Source organism: Luteitalea sp., assembly GCA_009377605.1.
GTDB lineage: Bacteria > Acidobacteriota > Vicinamibacteria > Vicinamibacterales > Vicinamibacteraceae > WHTT01.
In genome coordinates, this window is record WHTT01000030.1 from 51,173 (window position 1) to 70,061 (window position 18,889).

Below are 18,889 nucleotides of genomic sequence, written 5' to 3' on the forward strand. Positions count from 1 at the left end.
GGGGGTGAGGGGGAGCAGGATGGAGCCGCTTTGTCAGAAGACACAGGCTCGCCTGGCTGATCATCTGCCGTTTGTCGAGGCGCTGGCGCGTCGGGTTGCGGCATCGATGCCCAACTCGGTGGAGCTGAACGATCTGGTTCAAGACGGGATGGTCGGCCTCATTGATGCCGTGCAGCGCTTCGACGCGTCTCGCGGTATCCGATTCGAAACCTTTGCCGAACGGCGCGTGCGAGGCGCCATGATCGACGCGCTGCGGCGTGCGGCGTGGCCACGCGGCGTGCGACGGCTGCGGCGTCAGCTCGACGAGACGCGCGATTGCCTGCGCCGCGAGCACAATCGCGAGCCGACGCTCGCCGACATCGCCGAGCGGCTAGGAACCACCGAGGAACGGCTGGGACGAGCCGTCGTTCGCATTCGGACCATCGAGTCCACGTCGGCCGCCTGCGCGGGAGAGTCGGACGATCGTTTGCTGCCCGCGATCTGCCTCCCGCCAGAGACGCCGCCACCAGATGCCGAGCTCGAGGCGTCTGAGCGCTGCCGCTTGCTGCGCCAAGCCATTGCACAGCTTCCACCGCGAGAGCGCCTGTTGATTGGTTTGTACTACTACCGTGAGGCAACGATGAAGGAGATTGGCGCCCAGATCGGCGTCAACGAGTCACGAGTCTCACAGCTTCATGCACGCGCCGTCGCGCGGCTGCGGCAGCTCCTGGCCGATGAGCGCGAGGCACCGACTTCAGCTGCGGCTACGACGCCGTCCAGGTCTGGCAGAGACGTCGTCAACCTCGCCAACGTGCAGAGCCGTATGGCTCGCGCCCGCTTGTCATCGTCCGCGATGCGCAATGCCGACGCGGATCCAGGTGTCGTCTTGCGCTATCCGGAGACGACCTCGCGCGCAATGGCCAGCAGATCGCCGAGACGGAACGGCTTGGCGAGCCAGCGGCACCCGCTCTCTTCGAGGAACCGCGAGGCATCGTTGCCCACGACGTCGCCGGTCACGAACACGACGCGGCGCGCGAGGGCCGGTGTCTTGCCAGCAATCGCGCGGTAGAACGAAGGCCCATCGAGGCGGGGCAAGCGGAGGTCGCAGACGATCAGATCGTAGGCTTCTGCCTGAACGCGCACGAGAGCCTGCTGACCATCAGTGGCGCGGTCCACGAGGAACCCGGCGTCGGTCATCGCATCGGCAACTGCCGCAGCCAAAGCGATCTCATCCTCCACCAACAGCACGCGCAAGCCTTCGACGAATCGCGTCTGGGGCGCGCTCCGGCGTGCCGGCGCTCGCAACTGTCCTCCAGCGATCGGGAGCGCCAGGGAGAAGCAGGTGCCCTGTCCCACCTCCGACCTCACGGAGAGCCGGCCGCCGTGCTCTTGAACGATCGCGTAGGCGACCGTCAGGCCGAGACCGGTCCCTTGGCCCGCTTCCTTGGTCGTGAAAAACGGGTCGAAGATCCGTGACTGTGCCTCTGCTGGAATACCAGGTCCATCATCGTTGATCTCCAGCAGAATCGCGTCGCGTTCCGGATCGTGCCAGCTTCTAACGACGAGCGTTCCACCGCCGTGCGCCGCGTGCATGGCCTGCTCGGCGTTGATGATCAGATTGAGCACCACTTGCTGGAGTTGGTGCGGGTCTGCAAACGTCTGCGGCAGGGTGGCTGCGAGTGCGTCGGTAACGGTGATGTTGTCGACGCCACGGCCGTAGAACCGGAGCTCGAGCGCCTCGCGGACGATCTGGTTGACGTCGACCATGGTCCGCGTCGTGTGCCGCTTGCGGGCAAAGGTGAGCAGATGCCGGACGATCTTCGCCGCACGCTCCGCCTCGGCCAGAATCGTCTGCAGGGCTTCCTGGACCCGCGGCGTTACCTCTTGACCGGCAACGCGCTCGGCCACGGTCAGGATGGTCGCCAGCGGGTTGTTGAGCTCGTGTGCAACACCGGAGAGCGTCTGGCCGAGGACCGCCATCTTCTCGGTTTGCAGAATCTGGTGATAGATATCGCGTGATTGCTCCTCGAGCCGCTTGCGGTCACTGACGTTCCGCAACAGCGCCTGGATGCGCAGCGCATCTCCGTCCGAATCCGCGTGGGCCGTCACCTCCACCCAGACAATCCGACCATCGATCCGGCGTAACCGCAGCAGCAGGTCACGGACGACGCCGTCTGCCGTCAACCGCTCCAGAAACGTGCGCCGCGTTTGGGCGTCGACGAATCGTTCGGGAGCAAACAGGCAGACTTCTTCATCGGCCTGATCGGGCGTGAAGCCGAACATCAGCTTGGCTTGGGGGTTCACCGCGAGCGTGTAGCTCGCGTCCGGCGACACGACACCAACGTAGATGCCGTGCTGCATTGCGACGAAAAAGCGATCGAGTGCGGCGGCAAGGGTCTCCGTGCCGATCGAGGACTCTCGTGAGGACATGTTGCAGCCGAATTGTCGGCACTGTATCACAGCGACCGGCTGTCCGAAATTCTCACAGGCGAATATAAAGAATATTGTTCTGATATTGTGCTGTAACCATAAATTTACTGTGATATGGAGGGCTAATATGAGAATATTATTCTCTTAGGCGGTGCTCTATGTCCTCTCCAAGCCTCGACCCGACCGACACTCAGATTGTCGCCATGCTTCAGCTCAACGGGCGCATGTCGCAGGCGGATATCGCCCGCGCTTTGGAGATCGCACCCTCCGCGGTCCTGGAGCGCATTCGGAAGCTCGAGTCGCGCGGCGTGATCACGGGATACGCGGCGCTCGTTGACCCTGCGGCGCTCAACGCCCAATTGCTGGCCTTCATCGCCGTGCGTGCCAGCTCCGGCCCGAGCGACGACAAAACGAGCCGATTACTTGCTGCTGTGCCCGAGGTTCTCGAGGTGCACCACGTCGCCGGTGAGGACTGTTACTTCCTCAAAGTGCGCGCACGAGACCCGCAGCACATCGCGGAGATCTTGCGCACTCGTATCGGCGCGATCAGCGGCATCACGTCGACCCGTACGACAATTGTTCTCGAAACCATCAAGGAAACGCCCCGCCTTCCGCTACCCACACCAGCTGTGGCCGAGGAGGTGCACTAATGGTTGGCCGCGAGCGCAAACTGGCCTACGCCGCGTTCCTCGCCGTATGCCTGATTTGGAGCACGACCTATCTGGGAATCAAGATAGCCCTCGAGACGATTCCGCCATTCCTGCTGGGGGGCACGCGGTTCGTGGTGAGCGGCATGATCCTCGTGCTATTGGTGCGCGCGCGGGGAGTGAGCCTACCGAGGCCTTCCACCTGGCCGAGCTTTGCCCTCGCCGGGCTGCTCCTCCTCGGCGTGGGTAACGGGGGCGTCATGTTCGCAGAGCAGGTCGTCTCGAGCGGCATGGCGGCCGTGACGGTCGCCACGACCCCGTTTTGGATGGTGGGCATCGGGGCTCTTGTGCCCCATGGTGAGCGCATCACGCGCCGCGCGGTGGCAGGGTTGATACTGGGCTTTATCGGCGTGCTCCTGCTTGCGGGGGCGGACCTTCAGGCGGGCATGACCTCGGGCTCACTGAGCGGTCTGCTCACGCTGGAGGTGGCCTGCGCTGGTTGGGCAGCCGGGACGGTGCTTTCAAAACGGCGTCACACGGACCAAAACCCGTTCGGAGCAGCGGCGATTCAGATGCTCGCGGGCGGCGCGGTCATGCTCTTGCTGAGCACGGTACTCGGCGAGTGGCGCCTGGTCAGCTTCACGGCGCGCACTGTCACCGCCCTGGTGTACCTCACGATTGCCGGCAGTCTTGTCGGCTTCGCCTGTTATGTCTACGCACTGCGACACCTTCCCGTCTCGACGGTGTCGCTCTACGCTTACGTCAATCCGGTCCTTGCAGTCGCTCTGGGGGCGCTGCTGCTCAGCGAGCCAGTGACGCTCACGATGATCCTGGCGATGATCTTGATCCTCGCGGGCATGGCAGTCGTATCGGCGCCCGGCGGGTCAGCAGCGGTACGGGCGCTGTGGTGGCGTAAGCCGCAGCCCGTCCGCCAGGCGCAGACAGACAGCAGCGCCGCCGTGCCACAGGTTGTCGGTGAGACGCTCAGGGTGTGTGAAAAATAGCCGGGTGCCGTACTTTTGGTGGCCCTTAGACCAGACGCCGGCCCGTGACCAGCCGCACGACGATGAGAACACCCGCGGCGACGAGCAGGAGGTAAATGAAGCTGCCGAGTGTATGCCCCGTCACGAGCCCAAGCAGCCAGATGACGATGAGAAGGATAGCGACCGTTTCGAGCATCTCGCGCAGGGCGCTTCTGGCGACTGAATGGGGCGAAGGGGTTGAGAACCGCGCGGCACGGCGCCAAGGCTGGGCTGGTCGTGGAAACGGCATCCACGCGCGCGCGGTCTCGGGGCTTCTGTCTGCAAATTGAACGCCAGCCGCGAGGATCGCAAAATCCATTGGATTGCGCCACCTTGTGCGAAAAGCTGCTGCCCGGCCGCCGGCTCGTGACGTCGTCCAAGACGCAGCTTGTCAAAACTACACGCTGGGGCTCGAGCCGCTAGCGGTCCTCGGTCCTTGGTCCTCGATCCTTGGTCCGCCTTGGCATCGGGGCAATAGGCGCACCAAGAACCAAGGACCAAGAACCAAGGACCTAGGTGGGATCCGGCCTCGGCCCGAGCGCAAAGGTCATGGTCCCTTCAGCCGCGACGGCTCCGTCGACGCGAGCGACGCCGTGGAGCACGCCTGTTCGGCTCCTAAGGCGGCCGACGCGTGCTTCGATCTCGACGACATCGCCGGGATGGACGGGCCGGCGGTAGCGCACGCGCTCGATGCCCATGAAGAAGATGAACTTCTCGCGGTTCTCCGGCTTGGCCAGGATCAGGATCGCACCGACTTGCGCTACCGCCTCGGTGAGAAGGGTGGACGGAAGCACAGGGGGCTCGCCGGCCCGGTGCACTAGATTACGCTCGTTGAGGGAGACGTTCTTGATGCCCACGATCCGCCGATCTGGCTCGAGCTCTGTGATCCGATCGACGAGAAGGAACGGATACCGATGAGGGAGGATGCGCTCGATTGCAGCATAGTCGAGCGGCAGCGCGATGTCGGGCATCGGGGTATCTTAAGGGATCAAGGGATCAAGGGACCAAGGGCGGCTAGCCCACTAGTATCCGAGCGTCCGGCCGTCCATCCGGGGATCGGAGGCGCCCTTGAGCATCCCCGACTGCGGGTCGATGAGAATGGCGTGGACGTCTCCCATGTCACCTTGAGCCTTGACGGCGTGGCCCCGAGCTTCGAGGGCCGACAGCACGTTCGTTGGGAAGCCGGTGCGTTCTACACGGATGTAGTCTGGCAACCATTGATGATGGAAGCGCGGAGCGTCAACGGCTTCCTGCACGTTCATTCCGTGGTCGACGACGTTCATGAGCACCTGGAGAACGGTCGTGATGATGCGCGACCCGCCAGGCGAGCCGAGGACGAGATGCGCTCGGCCCTCCCTTGTCACAATGGTTGGCGTCATCGAGCTCAGCATGCGCTTGCGGGGTTGAACCTCGTTCGCCCGATCGCCGACCAGGCCAAACATGTTCGGGACGCCCGGCTTGGCGCTGAAGTCGTCCATCTCGTTGTTGAGTAGGAACCCGGTGCCGGGAACCACCATGCCGTTCCCGTAGGACCCGTTGAGCGTCGTGGTCGTGGCCACGGCGTTGCCCTGGGCGTCTACGACCGAGTAGTGCGTTGTCTGCTCCGACTCGAAGTCGGCCGGTTGCCCCGGCTGCACCGCGGTTGAGGAGGTCGCCCGGTCCAGATTGATCGATCGACGCAGCGCAGCTGCATAGCGTGTCGACGTGAGCCCTGCTATGGGCACATCGAAGAACGAGGGATCGCCGAGCCATTTGGAACGATCTGCGTAGACGCGCCGCATCGCCTCGGCCATCAGATGCATCGTCTTGGGCGAGTTGTGCCCGAGCTCCTGGATGGGATAGGCATCGAGAATATTCAGCAGCTGGATCAACGCGACGCCGCCCGAGCTCGGCGGCGGCATGCCGATGATCTCGACGTCGCGATAGCTGCCGTGGAGCGGTTCCCGCTCGACGGGCCGATAGGCGCTGAGGTCCGCCTTGGTGATCAGTCCACCAGTGCGCTTCATCTCCGCCTCGATGAGCTCTGCGACCGGCCCTCGATAGAAGCCCTCGGCTCCGTGCTTGGCAATGAGGCGCAGCGTCCGCGCGAGGTCCCGCTGAACGAGTCGGTCGCCTGCGCCGTACGGCTCGCCATTCTCGAGGAACACACGCGCGGATGCTGGGAACGTGACAAGTCTCGGCTTCGCGTTCGAGAGAGAGTCGGCCAAGGCTTCGCTGACAACGAATCCCTGTTCCGCGAGGTCGATAGCGGGCTGAATGAGATCGGCCAGCGGCAGTCGGCCGTATTTCTCTTGCGCGTAGACGAGACCTGCGACGGAGCCGGGTACGCCGGCCGCAAGCGGGCCAATGCGGCTCCGGTCGGCAACGACGTTTCCTTGCGCGTCGAGGAACATGTCGCGCGAAGCTCTGGCCGGAGCCATCTCACGGTAGTCGATCGCCGTGGTTTTGCCGTCGGCGAGCCGAATGAGCATGAAACCGCCGCCGCCAAGATTGCCGGCGGCAGGGTGGGTCACCGCCAGCGCGAAACCAACAGCCACGGCAGCATCGATTGCGTTCCCGCCGCGCTTCAAGATGTCGATGCCGGCCTGGCTGGCGTGGCCCTCGGTCGAGCCGACCATCCCGTGACGCGCGTGTACCGGAGCACGCGGGCCGCTGCCCACGCCGGAAGCTGGCCCTCGCCTCGCCGTAGGCGGGGCTTCCGCCTTCGCGCTTCGCGCTTCGGCGGACTCGGCACGGCGGTCGGCCACGCCGAAGGCGGGCAGCAAAACAGACACCGCGAGCAGCATAGCCAGCCTATGAGTGGAGGCCCGACGTTTGGGTAGGGCGCAAAGACGAGTGAGAGGAGGCCACGAGAACATGGTTTCTGCCCTTCAACTGGGCTCGGAGCGACCGTTCCACCGCGCCAGACCTCGAGGGTCGTCGCGAACGAAGTCGAGAGACGATGACGCTCAGGGCGGGCAGCCCAAGGGCGGTAGCCAGTATAATTCTGATTACAGGCCTCGGAAACCTGTGCGTCGCACATCGGTCGTCTGTCGGTCCGGCGGCGCCATGTCCGGGGGAAGGCACGCCCGCTCGTGAAAGAGACGCTCACAGACACCTCTTCGACGCTCATCGCGCGGATTACCGACCGCGAGGCCCTGGCGACGTTGTTCGACCTCGGCCGGCGTATCACGTCCGTCCTCCATCTCGGCGAGCTGCTCCATACCATCCCAGATCTCATCGGTCGCTTGATTGCCTTCGATGCGTTCGCGATCTACCTGCTGGACGAGAAGCGCGGCGAGTTGACGATTGGCTATCAGGTCGGGTATCCAGAGGGGCTTGCCGAGCAGGTCCGTTTGCGCGTGGGGGAGGGCGTGGTCGGAGCAGCCGTGGCGGAACAGCGCGCATGGCTGGTGAACGATCTCTCGACGGAGCCACGGCATCTCGGCTTCGTGCCGGACGTGCAGTCCTCGCTCGTCGTGCCGCTCGTCTACCGCAAGCGTGTGATTGGCGCGCTGAACATCTTGAGTCGGGAGCTCGGCGCGTTCACGTCGAGCCATCTCGCCCTCGTGCGTCAATTCGGCACGCACGTGGCGGTGGCGCTCGTCAACGCGCGTCTGTTCGAGCAGCAGCGCCGGGACGCCGAAACATTCGAGCTGCTGGCGGAGATCGGGCGGGACGTCTCGTCGATTCTCGACCTGGACGAGCTGCTCACGCGCATTGCGCAGCTGACGCGCCGTGTCGTCGACTATCGCAGCTTCTGTCTCCTGCTCCTCAATGAGGCCACCAATCTGCTCGAGGTGAGAATCGCGGTGCAGTACGGCGACATTCATACCGTGCACCCCATGCGGCTCGGTGAAGGCCTGGTTGGATACGCCGCCGAGCAGCGGACGTCCGTTCTCGTAGGCGACGTCACGCGCGAGCCACGCTACATCCAGGTGATGGAAGACGTGCGGTCAGAGGTCGCCATCCCGATGATCTACAAAGACCGGCTGATTGGCGTGCTCGATATTGCCAGCCCGAACGTCGACGCCTTTGAGAAGCGCGATCTGCACGTCCTCGAGGTGCTCGCGAACCAAGCGGCCGTCGCCATCGAGAACGCTCGGCTCTACGAAGCGGTAGCGGCGAACGAAGAGCGCCTGGAGCGCGAGGTGCGCTTTGCGCAGCGCGTGCAAGCCGCGCTGCTGCCAGTGGGGCTTCCCAAGCGGCTTCGAAGCGTCGACGTGGGGGTGCGCTTCGCGTCAGCACGCGAGCTCGGTGGCGACTTCCACGAGCTCTTGACGGCGGAGGCCAACAGCCTCGTGATCGCGGTCGGCGACGTGTCCGGTAAAGGCGTGCCGGCGGCTCTTTACGGGGTCTTCGCAGCGGAGCTCGTGCGGTCGCGGACGTTCCGGAAGCCGTATCTGCCCGAGCGCTCGACGCCGGCCGGCGTGCTCGCATCGATCAACACCATCCTCCACCAACGGCAGCTCGAGGAGTACTATTGCACGCTCTGCTACGCCTGGTTCGATCTCAAGCGCCGCATCTTGACGCTGGCCAACTCTGGCCTTCCCTACCCTATCCACTGCAACGAGGAGCGCGCCATCCAAATCGAGCAAGCCGGGGTCCCCTTGGGTGCCTTTGCCGAGTCGCGGTACGACGAGGTCACGATGCCGCTCAACGCAGGCGACCTGTTCCTCTTCTGCTCGGATGGCATCTTCGAGGCGATGAACGAGCGGGGTGAAGAATTCGGCGCCGCTCGCCTGCTCGACGTCGCGCGCCAAGCCCGCGAGCTACCGGCCCAGCGCATCGTCGACGCCGTCTTTGGCGCGGTCGTGGCGTTTCGCGGGAACGCAGGACAAAACGACGACATGACGGCTGTGGCCGTGAAGATTCTTACCTAGGGGGCTAGCGGCGAGCGTTGGGGGTCAAGGGATCAAGGGACAAAGGGGTGAAGGGATCAAGGGAAGGAGAGCCCGTGAATGACGGCCAGTCATGCTCGCCCTCCGGAAACGAAAAGGGTGCGACCACCACACACGGCGGCGTCGCACCCGGGGATGAAGGTAACGAAATGAGTCTAGGTCGCGCACGGATCGCCCACGAACGACGGGGTACGGCGATGCCAGCGCCTGCCTGAAGGTAACGCACCCCGTTGACCCGGCGCGACCTGCTCCTTACTCAATCAAAGTCTGTGCCGACTCCTGTCTGATCGCTGTGACGCCGAAGACGGTCACAAATCGACCGCTGCGCGAACGGTGTCGCCTGGAGACGTCCAGCGCCGTGGACGCCGCTGACCTCAGGCGAGGTCAGCAGGAACCCGCGTGACCCTCGATCCCTTGACCCCCGTCGCCCTAATACATCGTGAGGTATCGCTCGATTTCCCAGCCGCTCACCCGGCGGATGTAGTCGGACCACTCCTCTCGCTTGGCTTCGAGGAAGTGCTCGAAGATGTGATCGCCGAGCGTGTCGCGCATCAAGTCGCTCTTCTCGAGCGCCGCGAGGGCTTCGCTGAGGTTGGCGGGGAGCTCATCGATGCGCAAATGCCGGCGCTCCCGGTAACTCATCTTGTAGATGTTCTTCGCAACCGGCGGTCCGGGGTCGATTCGATTCTCGATGCCGTCGAGCCCGGCGCGCAGCATCGCGGCGAAGGCCAGGTACGGGTTGCACGAGGGATCGGGCATCCGGAGCTCGACGCGGGTCGCCGTGCCGCGTGGCGCAGGCACCCGCACGAGCGGACTGCGGTTCCGCTCCGACCAAGCAATGTGCGTCGGCGCCTCATAGCCGGGAACCAGCCGTTTGTAGGAGTTGACCAGCGGGCTGGTGATGGCACACAGCGCCTTGGCATGCCTCAGCAGGCCGCCGATGTAGTGGAGGCAGTCGGTGCTCAGCTCGCTCGGGGCCTTCGGATCGTAGAACGCGTTCTGTCCCTCGTGGAACAGCGACTGGTGCGTGTGCATGCCGGAGCCGAACACGCCATCGAGCGGCTTGGGCATGAAGGTCGCGTGCAGGCTGTTCTGCATCGCGACGTTCTTCACGATGAAGCGGAATGTGCTGACGCTGTCGGCGCTGGTCAACACATCGTCATGGCGAAGGTCGATCTCGTGCTGGCCTGCCGCAACCTCGTGGTGCGCTGCCTCCACCTCGAATCCCATCGCTTCGAGCGCGAGGACGATCTGACGGCGCACCTCTTCTCCGAGGTCGACCGGCGTCAAGTCGAAATATCCTCCAGCGTCGTGCGTCTCTGTCGTGGCTTGGCCGTGGCGGGTTTGAAAGAGGAAGAACTCTGCCTCGGGCCCGACATACATCGTGTATCCGGCCGTTGCCGCCCGCCTGATTGTCCGTTTCAACACTTGGCGCGGGCAGCCGGCACATGGTGTCCCATCCGTGTCGGTGATGTCACAAATGAGGCGTCCCACCCGCTGGCCCGTCTCACGCGGCCAGGGAAACACGTTGAAGGTCGCGAGGTCCGGCTTCAAGTACATGTCCGACTCCTCGAGGCGGACGAAGCCCTCGATAGACGAGCCATCGAACATGATCCGGCCCTCGAGCGCCGCCTCGAACTGCTTGTCCGGAACCTCGACATTCTTCGTGCTGCCGAAGATGTCGCTGAACTGCAGGCGCATGAACTTGACGCCGAGCCGGTCCACGCTTTCGAGGATTTGCCCGATGCGTGTGCGACGTGCTCGCTCCGTCGTGTCGTCTTTCATAACAAAACAGGGATCAGGGGTCAGGGATCAGAGATCCCTGACCCCTCCTTCCAGAGATGAGCGGCAGCAAATTGAGAAGCGTGAAGAATGGGAGCGCATGCAAATAACGATAGGAGGCGATGCTCGAAAAGAGAATGTGGGTCATCACCAAGCCGATGCCGATCAGTGCGCACAAGAGGATCTGGGCTCGTCTCGGATCCCGCCAATGAAGAGCAACGTTCAGCGCGGCCAGCGGAGCCAACAGGAACAGGCAGGCGACCAATCCCCACGAGCCGATCTCGAAGTAGCGGCTCATGGGCGTGACTCGCTGTGGCAAGCCGTCGAGGTCGTAGCTCCACCGCTTCCGCACGTTCTGGACCACCCTCTCCGGATAATCCGGCACGCGGGCGAGATCTGTGTCGAGCCGCAGCCTGGCAGCCCGGGGCCTGAAGTAGTTGCCCACGGTATGGAGCCCGAGTCGGACCATGCCAAGCGGATCGTCGGCGACCGCCATCGCCGTCAGCTCCCGGCCGACCCGGTCCACTTCGAGGCCGCGTTGCGCGATCGCGTCGACCAGGCCGCCCATCGCCCAAAACTGCGAGGGACGCGTGTCCGGGTTGGCGAGGTCGTGAGACAAGTGCTCGGCGAAGTCGGCCGGCAGGCCCACGCGGACGAAATGCTCCGGCTTGATGAGCGGCGCAACCAGGCCGACGCGCATGAAGCCCACCCGCCCGATGTAGCCCGGTGGCACGTTGAAGAAGTAGCTGACCAGATGCTGGTACGTGCCGTGCAGGGCAAGAAAGGCACACGCTGCGACCGCCGTGTGCGCAAGGAGGCGGCGCCAATCGCGTGGCACGGCAGGATCGAACGCCCGCAACACGGGAAGAGCCAGTGAGATCACGGTGACCACCGGCACGTAGTTCAGGCGCAGACTCACCGCTGTCAGGCCCAGAAAGGCCACGAGCCACAGCGAGCCAGCGCGGCCAGTGGCCAAGTAGATGCCGCACACGGCAAAGAAGCCGGCGAAGGCCAGCAGGCCAACGGCTTCGGCCATCACCATGCGCTCATAGAACAGCTGTCCAGGGTCGATCGCCAACACACAGGCTGCCGCCAAGGCGAAGTCACGCCGCACCGCAAGCCTGTCGACCAACGTCACCCACAGCAAGACCGCGACACCGATACCAGCCAGCGTCTGCCAATACAGCAACGCCCAAAGCGACCCGAAGGGCCGTACGAGACCCCTGATGAGCACGGGATACACGAAAGAGCGATCAGAGGGCAGCCAGTTGTCAACGGCCGCATTCAAGTAGCTCGCCGAATCGCCCATGAACAGACGAATGGTCGGATCGATTGCGAGCGCGACGATCTTGAGCGCGCCCACGACCAAGAACACGGCGAGCGCGCCCTGCCGCACCCTGTTCCACATCACGCCATGCGACATCCCGTTACTACCTTTATCAGCCACGCCAACCCATCCCTGAGATCACCCGTCTCTAGTACCAAGGGCGCCAGACCAGCGCCCTGACGAACTCAGGATCATTGTGGCCGAACTCTCCAGAAAGGTGGGGGAACAACCATGAAACAGAAGAGCTTGCGTGCCGTGGCCACTCCAACCCTTGCGGGCGCCGGATTGGCGCTGGCGATCGTGGTCCCCGTCGGCCAGGGACAGCAGCCTGCTGAGAAGAGCCGGCCGCCAGCCACGGTCGGGGAGAAGGTAGAACAGCCCGATCGAGCCGGTCAAGCGGCGGCGAAGGAAACGCAGACCGAGGAGCGGAGCGAGACGCGACGTGCCGACGCGCATGATGAGGTGGCCGCCTTTGGCGTCCACGCGGAATTCGGGGGATCGCGGTTGGGTGTCGCGATTCGCGACGTTACGGCGGAAGACGTTGCGAACGAAAAACTTGCAGGGACGGTTGGCGCCCTGGTGACGGCGGTCGACGAGGACAGCCCCGCCGCCAAGGGCGGTCTTGTGGAGGGGGACGTGATTGTCGCCTTCGACGGGGAGCGTGTCCGCAGCGTGCGCCAGCTCTCGCGACTCGTGCAGGAGACGCCGGCGGAGCGCGAGGTCGTGGTCGAGGTCGTGCGAGATGGACAGCGGCAACGCCTGCAGGTCGCGCCGGCCCGCGACGGTCGGTCCTGGAGCCTGAGTCGAGGCAAGTTCCGTGACCTTGCAGATAAGGTGCGGATTGACGCCGAGCGGCTGCGGCGGGAGATCGAGGCAACGGTTCGCGTATACGGCACCTGGCCGGATGCCTTCAAATTCATCGCGCCCGATTTCCCCTGGTCAGGCGCGAGACTGGGCGTGTCGGTGCAACCGCTGACACCCCAGCTTGCAGAGTACTTCCACGTCGCGGGCGGCGTTCTGATCTTCTCGGTCGAAGCCGATTCGCCAGCCGCCAAGGCGGGCTTGAAGGCAGGCGACGTGGTCACGGCCGTCGATGGGAAGCCGGTCGAGGATGTGGCCGCCATTCGGCGCGCGGTCCAGGATCGCGACAAGCGGGAAGCAACGCTCGGCGTCACGCGCGATGGTCAGAGCCGCTCCGTCAAAGTCGCCTTCCCGGAGCCGGCCTGGCGTACGCACCACCAGCGCGTGTAGAGAGAAACGGGGACAGCCCTCGTTTTCCGAATACCGGAAAACGGGGGCTGTCCGGGGCTGTCCCCGTTTCTTACGTCTGAAACAGGTCCTCTCCTTCTTCGGTGGTCTCCGGCATCGTCTCGGTGCTCGGGGGCACCGACTCCGAGCCTGACGCAGATGCCGGCGTGGGTAGCAGTGTGGCAATCTGTGCGGCGACAATCCGGGCCACGGCCAGCGTCGCAGGGTCCTGCTCACGGCCATGCCCGATCTCTGCCGTCAGCACACCGACGCAGCCGCTGGCAACCAGCAGTGGAACCGCCAGGCCCCCTGGCTCTGTCGACGTCGCGCGCACCGTGCGCGCCGCGCCAGCACGCCAGGCGGCTGCCGTGACGTTGTCGGCGCCGAACGGAATCGTCGGAATCTCTGCCGCCACGTCCTCCGCATAACCGTGAATCACGAGCGGACGGAGCTCAGCCGCCTCGCCGTCACCCCTCCAGACGATCAACCCGAACGCATCGATGAGCCGAGCAGCGCGACCAGCAACCTCGGCGAGCTCCTCGGCGTCCCGGACCTGCGCGAGATCCGTGCAGACGGCCGCGGCGATCTCCAGATCGACGCCCGGCAGGACCTGTTGCACGGGCGTCTCGTTCAGTGTCCCGCTCGCGCTCGTCGTCGCGGAACCGGGCTCAGGAGAGCCTTGGTGATCTCGAAGTACCCCTCTCGGATTCGGCTCAGCGCGAAGGGCGACCGGTGGAGCGCCTGGTGGCGGGTGGAGCCAGTCGTCGGCCGCTGCCTGGTCCTCGACCGTCGCCCCACCCACGGTCTCTCCTCGATCCATCTCGGGTGATCGCTCGTCCGCAGTGCGCAACAGCACGAATGCGATGGTCAAGAGGCCAAACAGCCAAGCGCCGAGAATGGCCCCCATCGTCTGCCGCCGCTTGCTGTCGGCCTCGCGGCGGGATGCCTGCATTGCGTCGCGGGCAGCGGTTACATGAGCGTCGATGGCGTCTGCCGTCCGAATCCCGTCCTCGAAGATGAGGTCGGAGGCGGGCAGCGGGTTCTCGCCCTCGACGTATTCCCGTACGCGTTTGTCGATTACGATGAACGCATCGACGGCGGTGCGTGCCGCGTCCAGATCCACAGCCGCAGTGCTGTCGGCTGGCGCGCGCTTCGTCAAATCGTCCAGCGCGGCATCGAGTGCCTCGAGGTCATCACTCACGCGCCCCATCCAGTCCTCGGCGTCTTGTCCCTGGGCAATGTAGGCTTCCTGACCGGCGCGCACTTGAACCAGGAGTAGGCGCACCTGCTCGGTCAGCCCCCGGATCTGGACGGTTGCCGCCTGTCGCGAGCGTAGGGTGAGCTCCATGGTGACGAGGAAGTAGGCGGCCGCGACCGAGCCGGCGACGAGCAGGACGAATAGGACGAAACGTTCGGGGCGGCGGGTCATGAGCGGGTCCTCGCGCGGCCCAGCCAACAAATGGACACCAGCGAGCTGGTGTCCACGCGAACCATCGACATGCGCACGCGAGCTGGTGTCTCGAATCCTTGGACCAGCACTGGCTGGTTCGTGAGACGAGCCCGCTCGGTAATATACACCCTGGTCGATGCCCACGTGGTCGACCTCGACCCTTCGCCCCTTCGACAAACACGAGCTCGCCCCGAGCGGAGCCGAAGGACGAGAAAAGCTCAGGAGCCGAAGGGCGAGGGTCACGGAGCCATGATTTGCGCACGCTCGTCATCGTGAATCCAGCAGCTGGGACGTTCAGAACGCGCTCTGGGTCGGGACGTCACGCTACCGCGCGCGCGCTTTGTGCTCGTATGGGCTTGGACGCAGACGTGGCGGTCACGGAACGGCCGGGGCATGCGCGCGAGCTGGCGCTGTCTGCTCGTCGGTCGCGCGCGGAGCTCGTGCTCGTGTGGGGTGGTGATGGCACGATCAACGAGGTCGCGTCGGCGCTGGCGTTCTCACCAACGCCGGTCGCCATCGTGCCCGGTGGGTCTGGCAACGGCCTGGCACGCGGTCTGGGTATTCCGCTCGATTGCGATGCCGCCTTCGCCGTAGCCGTGAACGGGCGCGATCAATGGATTGATGCAGGCGAGCTCGACGGGCGGCTCTTCTTCAACGTGGCGGGCGTGGGCTTCGACGCGAAGGTCGCGGCAGCCTTCAATCGCGGTGCGCGACGCGGGCTCCCAGCCTACATCTGGACCAGCTTGCTCGAGGCCATGCGGTACCGCCCCGCGAGATACCAGGTGAGCTGTTGTGGCGACCCATCATCGGCGTCGCCGCCAACGGTCTTCTTCCATCAAGCGCCAGCGTTGCTGGTCGCCGTTGCCAACGGAGCGCAATACGGGAGCGGCGCTCGCATCGCGCCCGACGCCCGTTTCGACGATGGGCGGTTGAATGTCGTGATCATCGAGCCGCGCTCGGTTGCCCGCGCGCTGATTGAAAGCCGTCATTTGTTCGACGGCACGATCGAGCGGATGCGCGGCTATACAACGCGCGCCGTGCGCGATGTGACGCTCACCTCCGATCAGCCGATGCTCGCCCATGTCGACGGGGAGCCGTTCCAGGCTGGGGATTCGCTGACCGTGCGCGTCCACGAGCAGGCGCTCGTCGTGCGCTGCTTTTTCTTCAGCGAGGCGGTCCGCTAGAACATGATTTGCGCGCGCAGAATCAGGCGGTTTCCGGGGATCTCAACGGTTGCTCCGTCGACCACGAGCGAGTCCTTGGTTTGAAACGACGCCTGCAGCATCACCCGGACGGTGGGTGAGAGATAGTAGTTCGCACCACCCTGAATCTCGCGAGTGCTCAGCTCGCCGGTCGGATCACTGAGGTCGACGTAGCGCGTGACCAGCTCCAGACGGCGGTCGGGAAGGCTCGCGTTTCCTTCTGCATCGATCTCGACTACGCCGCCGAGGGTCTTCCAGACAGCGAGCAGATAGAGACCGCGGCGGGTGAACGGGTCGACTCGAGCGATGTTGCCCATCTCGTCGGTGCTGAGTCCCTCGTCGTGCTCTTCACGCACCACCTCCGCCACCAAGCGGTACAGGGGCTGGTCGTATGCGATATCGCCTCCTATGCGCGTCCGGCGCCCCTCGGTCTGATCACCGGTCGTCCCGTTGACGCCAACGCTCAAGCCTGGCCACGCAGGGATCGTCGCCGATAGCCGTCCGACGAGGTCTTTGGCGTCGTTGTTGTCGCTCGCGTTCTGGCCGGTGCCGTTGACAATCGCCGCCCCGTAGGTGAGCCAGCCCCAAAACGGCTCGCCATTGGTGACCATGACGCCGAAATCGCGGCTCGGCGAGAGCCGCCGGCCGATGTCCGTGCGATCGATGGCTTCGAGCCTCGACGTGGAAGTCAACCGCTCGATGCTGAACGGGGCAACGAACTGCCCGATCCGAACCTGTGCGTGTGGAACGTGCTTGAAGGTCACGTAGGCGTCGCGCATCGCGCGCTGGTCCGCGAGGTCCGCCTGCAGTACGATGCCGACGCGCTGGATGAGATCTCCCGCGAAGATGAGGCGCGCCCGGCGGATCGAGAACTGGTCGGGCGCCTCCTGCGTCTCGGCATCTTCGAGCATCTGCGCGTCGAACTGTCCATAGCCCGACAGACGAAACCGGCCCAGCCGAATCTGGTCATCGTTGGTCGAGCTCGGCTGAGCGAGGGCGGGTGCGGCGAGAAGGACCAGACCGCAAGCTGCAGAAGCAAAGGTATGCGTCACGGATGTCGCGCGCCGTGGTGGGTGTGGCGCAGTATCTCGTAAGCGTAGCGCGGGGCCTTTAGGCCACGCGCAGGAAGGCTCGTTGTCGATGCCGTTGTTGGTCGTGGTGGTCGCGGTGGTGGAGTTTAGAAGGTTGCCGGCAGGTAGGGCGTGAGCCATTGGGCGAGCATTGTAAACCGTCCGGTGAAGACCATCGCGCCCACGGCAATCATGAGCAGGCCGGCAACGATTTCCAGGGCGTGAAAATGCCGCCGCACTCGTGCAAAGGCAGCGAAGAAGCGGTTGACGGCGAGCGCCGTCAGCAGGAACGGCACGCCTAGGCCAAGAGAATAGACGATGAGCAGTACGATACCGCGTCCCACCGTGTCGGTGGTTGCAGCCAGCGTCAAGATGGTGGCGAGAATGGGGCCGATGCAGGGCGTCCAGCCGAACGCAAACGCCAGGCCCACGACGAACGCACCGAGGAGGGTCGTGGGCCGCCCCTCGGTCTGCAGTCGCTTCTCGGCATAGAGCCATCGAATGCGTAAGACGCCCATCGTGTGGAGGCCGAAGAGAATCAGGACGACACCGGCGATCTTCTCGAGCAAGGACAGGCGCGCGCTGACGAACTGGCCAAGGGCGCTGGCCGTTGCACCGAGAGCCACGAACACGACCGAGAACCCGAGGATGAAGAGCAGCGCGGCGAGAAGAACCTGCTTGCGCGCCTCGGCGGGAAGCTCTGGCGCCCCCGTTCGTCCCCGGAGCTCCTCGACCGTGACGCCCGAGATGAAGGACAGGTAGCCGGGCACGAGCGGCAGCACACAGGGCGAGACGAAGGACAGCACGCCGCCAGCGAACGCGACGAGCAGCGAGAGATTTTCCATGGTCCTTGGTTCTCGGCCCTCAAGGGCCAAGAGCTCTTGAGGCACACAAACGGACGCCGCGTGCTACCACGTGGTAGGGCGCGTTCGCCGAACGCGCCGTCCGGATGCCTCGGCGAGATAACGGCCGCCTCGGCGAGGCGGCCCTACCTATTTCTTGAGCATCTCTTCGAACTTCACGGGCGGCAGGTCCTGGAACATGACGTCCCACTTCCAGCGCTCCATGGGGTTCGACGCCTGGAGCCAGTGGTGGGTTGCGACTGGCTTGGCGAAGGCGATGTCGCCGATGCCCTGGAGGCCTGGCTCCTCCGGCAGTGTCGCGGCAATGTCCGCGCGGACGTCGACCGCCGACCGGTAATCCAGGGGCACATCGAGCGCCGCCGCGATCCGGACGATGATGCTGCAATCGTCGAGCGCCTCGCCGGGCGGAGGGATCGCACGCGCCGACGCTTGGAGCTGCCCCTGGTTGTTCGTGTAGCAGGCCTCTTTCTCGACGAAGCAGGCGCCAGGCAGGACGACATCAGCCGCCTGCGACAGCGGGCTCTCGAGAACGCTCTCCACCACGAGCGAGGCGATCTGCCCCGACCGCCTCGCCTCGATGATCCATTCCAGGTCGCCGAGCGAGCCAGATGGGCCCGGATCGAGCACGTAGAGGAGGCCCACCTCGCCCGCCTCGACAGCCGTGCGTAGCGCCGACAGGTCCGGCTCCGTCTGTCCAGCTGGAACGCTGGTCAGGCCCAACATCCTCGCTCCCGCGACGTTTGGTGCGTCAACTGCTGGCACAGGGAACTTCGTACCCTCCGGCTGCGGCTTGGTGCTGGTCGTCCAGCTGACGGCGAACGCCTGCTGCGCTCGGTCGCCAAGGAGCCGTTGGCCCAGCCGCGCCAGCGCGAACATCTCTTCGTGCGACGCATGCGCGGAAACCAGGAACCGGAGGCGCTCCGTTCCGGCGGTCTCAACCAGGCGCTTGAGCGTGTCCAGCGCGCCATCCCATGTCGTGGCGGTCTGCG

16 protein-coding genes are annotated in these 18,889 nt (G+C 64.9%); 6 read left to right on the top strand and 10 right to left on the bottom strand.

The window, feature by feature from the left end; all coding sequences use genetic code 11:
- The first annotated feature begins 19 nt into the window (after positions 1-19).
- Positions 20-1,048: a FliA/WhiG family RNA polymerase sigma factor gene (locus tag GEV06_12245; GenBank protein ID MPZ18667.1), complete on the top strand. Its 1,029-nt coding sequence runs from the start codon at positions 20-22 to the stop codon at positions 1,046-1,048.
- Here the strand turns inward: GEV06_12245 and GEV06_12250 are convergent.
- On the bottom strand, positions 871-2,409 hold the full coding sequence (locus GEV06_12250; protein MPZ18668.1) for a response regulator: 1,539 nt from the start codon (positions 2,407-2,409) through the stop codon (positions 871-873). The genes GEV06_12245 and GEV06_12250 overlap by 178 nt on opposite strands.
- Before the next feature lie 158 nt (positions 2,410-2,567).
- On the opposite strand from GEV06_12250, the gene GEV06_12255 reads away from it, so the two are divergent.
- Positions 2,568-3,059, top strand: a complete 492-nt coding sequence (locus GEV06_12255; GenBank protein ID MPZ18669.1) for a winged helix-turn-helix transcriptional regulator — start codon at positions 2,568-2,570, stop codon at positions 3,057-3,059.
- Entirely contained in the window at positions 3,059-4,060 is a 1,002-nt protein-coding gene (locus GEV06_12260; protein MPZ18670.1) for an EamA family transporter, read from the top strand. The genes GEV06_12255 and GEV06_12260 overlap by 1 nt, the downstream gene beginning before the upstream one ends.
- A gap of 25 nt (positions 4,061-4,085) precedes the next feature.
- On the opposite strand, the gene GEV06_12265 is transcribed toward GEV06_12260, so the two are convergent.
- The 3 genes from GEV06_12265 to ggt form a co-directional block, all read right to left on the bottom strand.
- Positions 4,086-4,235, bottom strand: a complete 150-nt coding sequence (locus GEV06_12265; protein ID MPZ18671.1) for a lmo0937 family membrane protein — start codon at positions 4,233-4,235, stop codon at positions 4,086-4,088.
- Positions 4,236-4,590: 355 nt separating this feature from the next.
- The gene (gene fabZ, locus GEV06_12270) at positions 4,591-5,049 is read right to left on the bottom strand and encodes a 3-hydroxyacyl-ACP dehydratase FabZ (GenBank protein MPZ18672.1); all 459 of its coding nucleotides are present in this window, start codon (positions 5,047-5,049) and stop codon (positions 4,591-4,593) included.
- A gap of 51 nt (positions 5,050-5,100) precedes the next feature.
- Complete coding sequence (gene ggt, locus GEV06_12275) at positions 5,101-6,936, bottom strand: gamma-glutamyltransferase (GenBank protein MPZ18673.1); 1,836 nt, start codon at positions 6,934-6,936, stop codon at positions 5,101-5,103.
- Between the two features lie 216 nt (positions 6,937-7,152).
- Between ggt and GEV06_12280 the strand changes: the two genes are divergently transcribed.
- Entirely contained in the window at positions 7,153-8,940 is a 1,788-nt protein-coding gene (locus GEV06_12280; protein MPZ18674.1) for a GAF domain-containing protein, read from the top strand.
- A 447-nt stretch (positions 8,941-9,387) separates the two neighbouring features.
- Here GEV06_12280 and glnA read toward each other — a convergent pair whose 3' ends face one another.
- Both glnA and GEV06_12290 read right to left on the bottom strand, forming a co-directional pair.
- Entirely contained in the window at positions 9,388-10,743 is a 1,356-nt protein-coding gene (gene glnA, locus GEV06_12285; GenBank protein ID MPZ18675.1) for a type I glutamate--ammonia ligase, read from the bottom strand.
- Positions 10,744-10,756: 13 nt separating this feature from the next.
- Complete coding sequence (locus tag GEV06_12290; GenBank protein ID MPZ18676.1) at positions 10,757-12,187, bottom strand: hypothetical protein; 1,431 nt, start codon at positions 12,185-12,187, stop codon at positions 10,757-10,759.
- Positions 12,188-12,298: 111 nt separating this feature from the next.
- Here GEV06_12290 and GEV06_12295 point away from each other — a divergent pair, with 111 nt between their 5' ends.
- Positions 12,299-13,318 carry a PDZ domain-containing protein gene (locus GEV06_12295; protein MPZ18677.1) on the top strand — a complete coding sequence of 340 codons (1,020 nt, stop codon included), beginning with the start codon at positions 12,299-12,301 and terminating at the stop codon, positions 13,316-13,318.
- A 70-nt stretch (positions 13,319-13,388) separates the two neighbouring features.
- On the opposite strand, the gene GEV06_12300 is transcribed toward GEV06_12295, so the two are convergent.
- Positions 13,389-14,744, bottom strand: coding sequence for a hypothetical protein (locus GEV06_12300; protein MPZ18678.1), 1,356 nt, complete (start codon positions 14,742-14,744; stop codon positions 13,389-13,391).
- A gap of 98 nt (positions 14,745-14,842) precedes the next feature.
- On the opposite strand from GEV06_12300, the gene GEV06_12305 reads away from it, so the two are divergent.
- Positions 14,843-15,949: a hypothetical protein gene (locus tag GEV06_12305; protein ID MPZ18679.1), complete on the top strand. Its 1,107-nt coding sequence runs from the start codon at positions 14,843-14,845 to the stop codon at positions 15,947-15,949.
- Here the strand turns inward: GEV06_12305 and GEV06_12310 are convergent.
- From GEV06_12310 to GEV06_12320, 3 genes are all read right to left on the bottom strand, one after another.
- Complete coding sequence (locus tag GEV06_12310) at positions 15,946-17,178, bottom strand: hypothetical protein (GenBank protein ID MPZ18680.1); 1,233 nt, start codon at positions 17,176-17,178, stop codon at positions 15,946-15,948. The two genes, GEV06_12305 and GEV06_12310, sit on opposite strands and share 4 nt — an antisense overlap.
- Positions 17,145-17,882 (bottom strand): cytochrome c biogenesis protein CcdA, encoded by a 738-nt coding sequence (locus GEV06_12315; GenBank protein MPZ18681.1) that lies wholly within the window; start codon positions 17,880-17,882, stop codon positions 17,145-17,147. Before GEV06_12315 ends, GEV06_12310 begins: the two co-directional genes overlap by 34 nt.
- 147 nt (positions 17,883-18,029) lie before the next feature.
- Positions 18,030-18,889: molybdopterin-dependent oxidoreductase (locus GEV06_12320; GenBank protein ID MPZ18682.1), on the bottom strand; the 860-nt coding region annotated here is incomplete at its 5' end.

Excerpts from the sequence above, each read along its gene's own strand:
- GEV06_12315 (MPZ18681.1), bottom strand. The coding sequence starts at position 17,882 with ATGGAAAATCTCTCGCTGCTCGTCGCGTTCGCTGGCGGCGTGCTGTCC.
- GEV06_12250 (MPZ18668.1), bottom strand. The coding sequence starts at position 2,409 with ATGTCCTCACGAGAGTCCTCGATCGGCACGGAGACCCTTGCCGCCGCA.
- GEV06_12300 (MPZ18678.1), bottom strand. The coding sequence starts at position 14,744 with ATGACCCGCCGCCCCGAACGTTTCGTCCTATTCGTCCTGCTCGTCGCC.
- GEV06_12295 (MPZ18677.1), top strand. The coding sequence starts at position 12,299 with ATGAAACAGAAGAGCTTGCGTGCCGTGGCCACTCCAACCCTTGCGGGC.
- GEV06_12245 (MPZ18667.1), top strand. The coding sequence starts at position 20 with ATGGAGCCGCTTTGTCAGAAGACACAGGCTCGCCTGGCTGATCATCTG.
- GEV06_12310 (MPZ18680.1), bottom strand. The coding sequence starts at position 17,178 with ATGGCTCACGCCCTACCTGCCGGCAACCTTCTAAACTCCACCACCGCG.
- GEV06_12260 (MPZ18670.1), top strand. The coding sequence starts at position 3,059 with ATGGTTGGCCGCGAGCGCAAACTGGCCTACGCCGCGTTCCTCGCCGTA.
- ggt (MPZ18673.1), bottom strand. The coding sequence starts at position 6,936 with ATGTTCTCGTGGCCTCCTCTCACTCGTCTTTGCGCCCTACCCAAACGT.
- fabZ (MPZ18672.1), bottom strand. The coding sequence starts at position 5,049 with ATGCCCGACATCGCGCTGCCGCTCGACTATGCTGCAATCGAGCGCATC.
- glnA (MPZ18675.1), bottom strand. The coding sequence starts at position 10,743 with ATGAAAGACGACACGACGGAGCGAGCACGTCGCACACGCATCGGGCAA.
- GEV06_12265 (MPZ18671.1), bottom strand. The coding sequence starts at position 4,235 with ATGCTCGAAACGGTCGCTATCCTTCTCATCGTCATCTGGCTGCTTGGG.
- GEV06_12255 (MPZ18669.1), top strand. The coding sequence starts at position 2,568 with ATGTCCTCTCCAAGCCTCGACCCGACCGACACTCAGATTGTCGCCATG.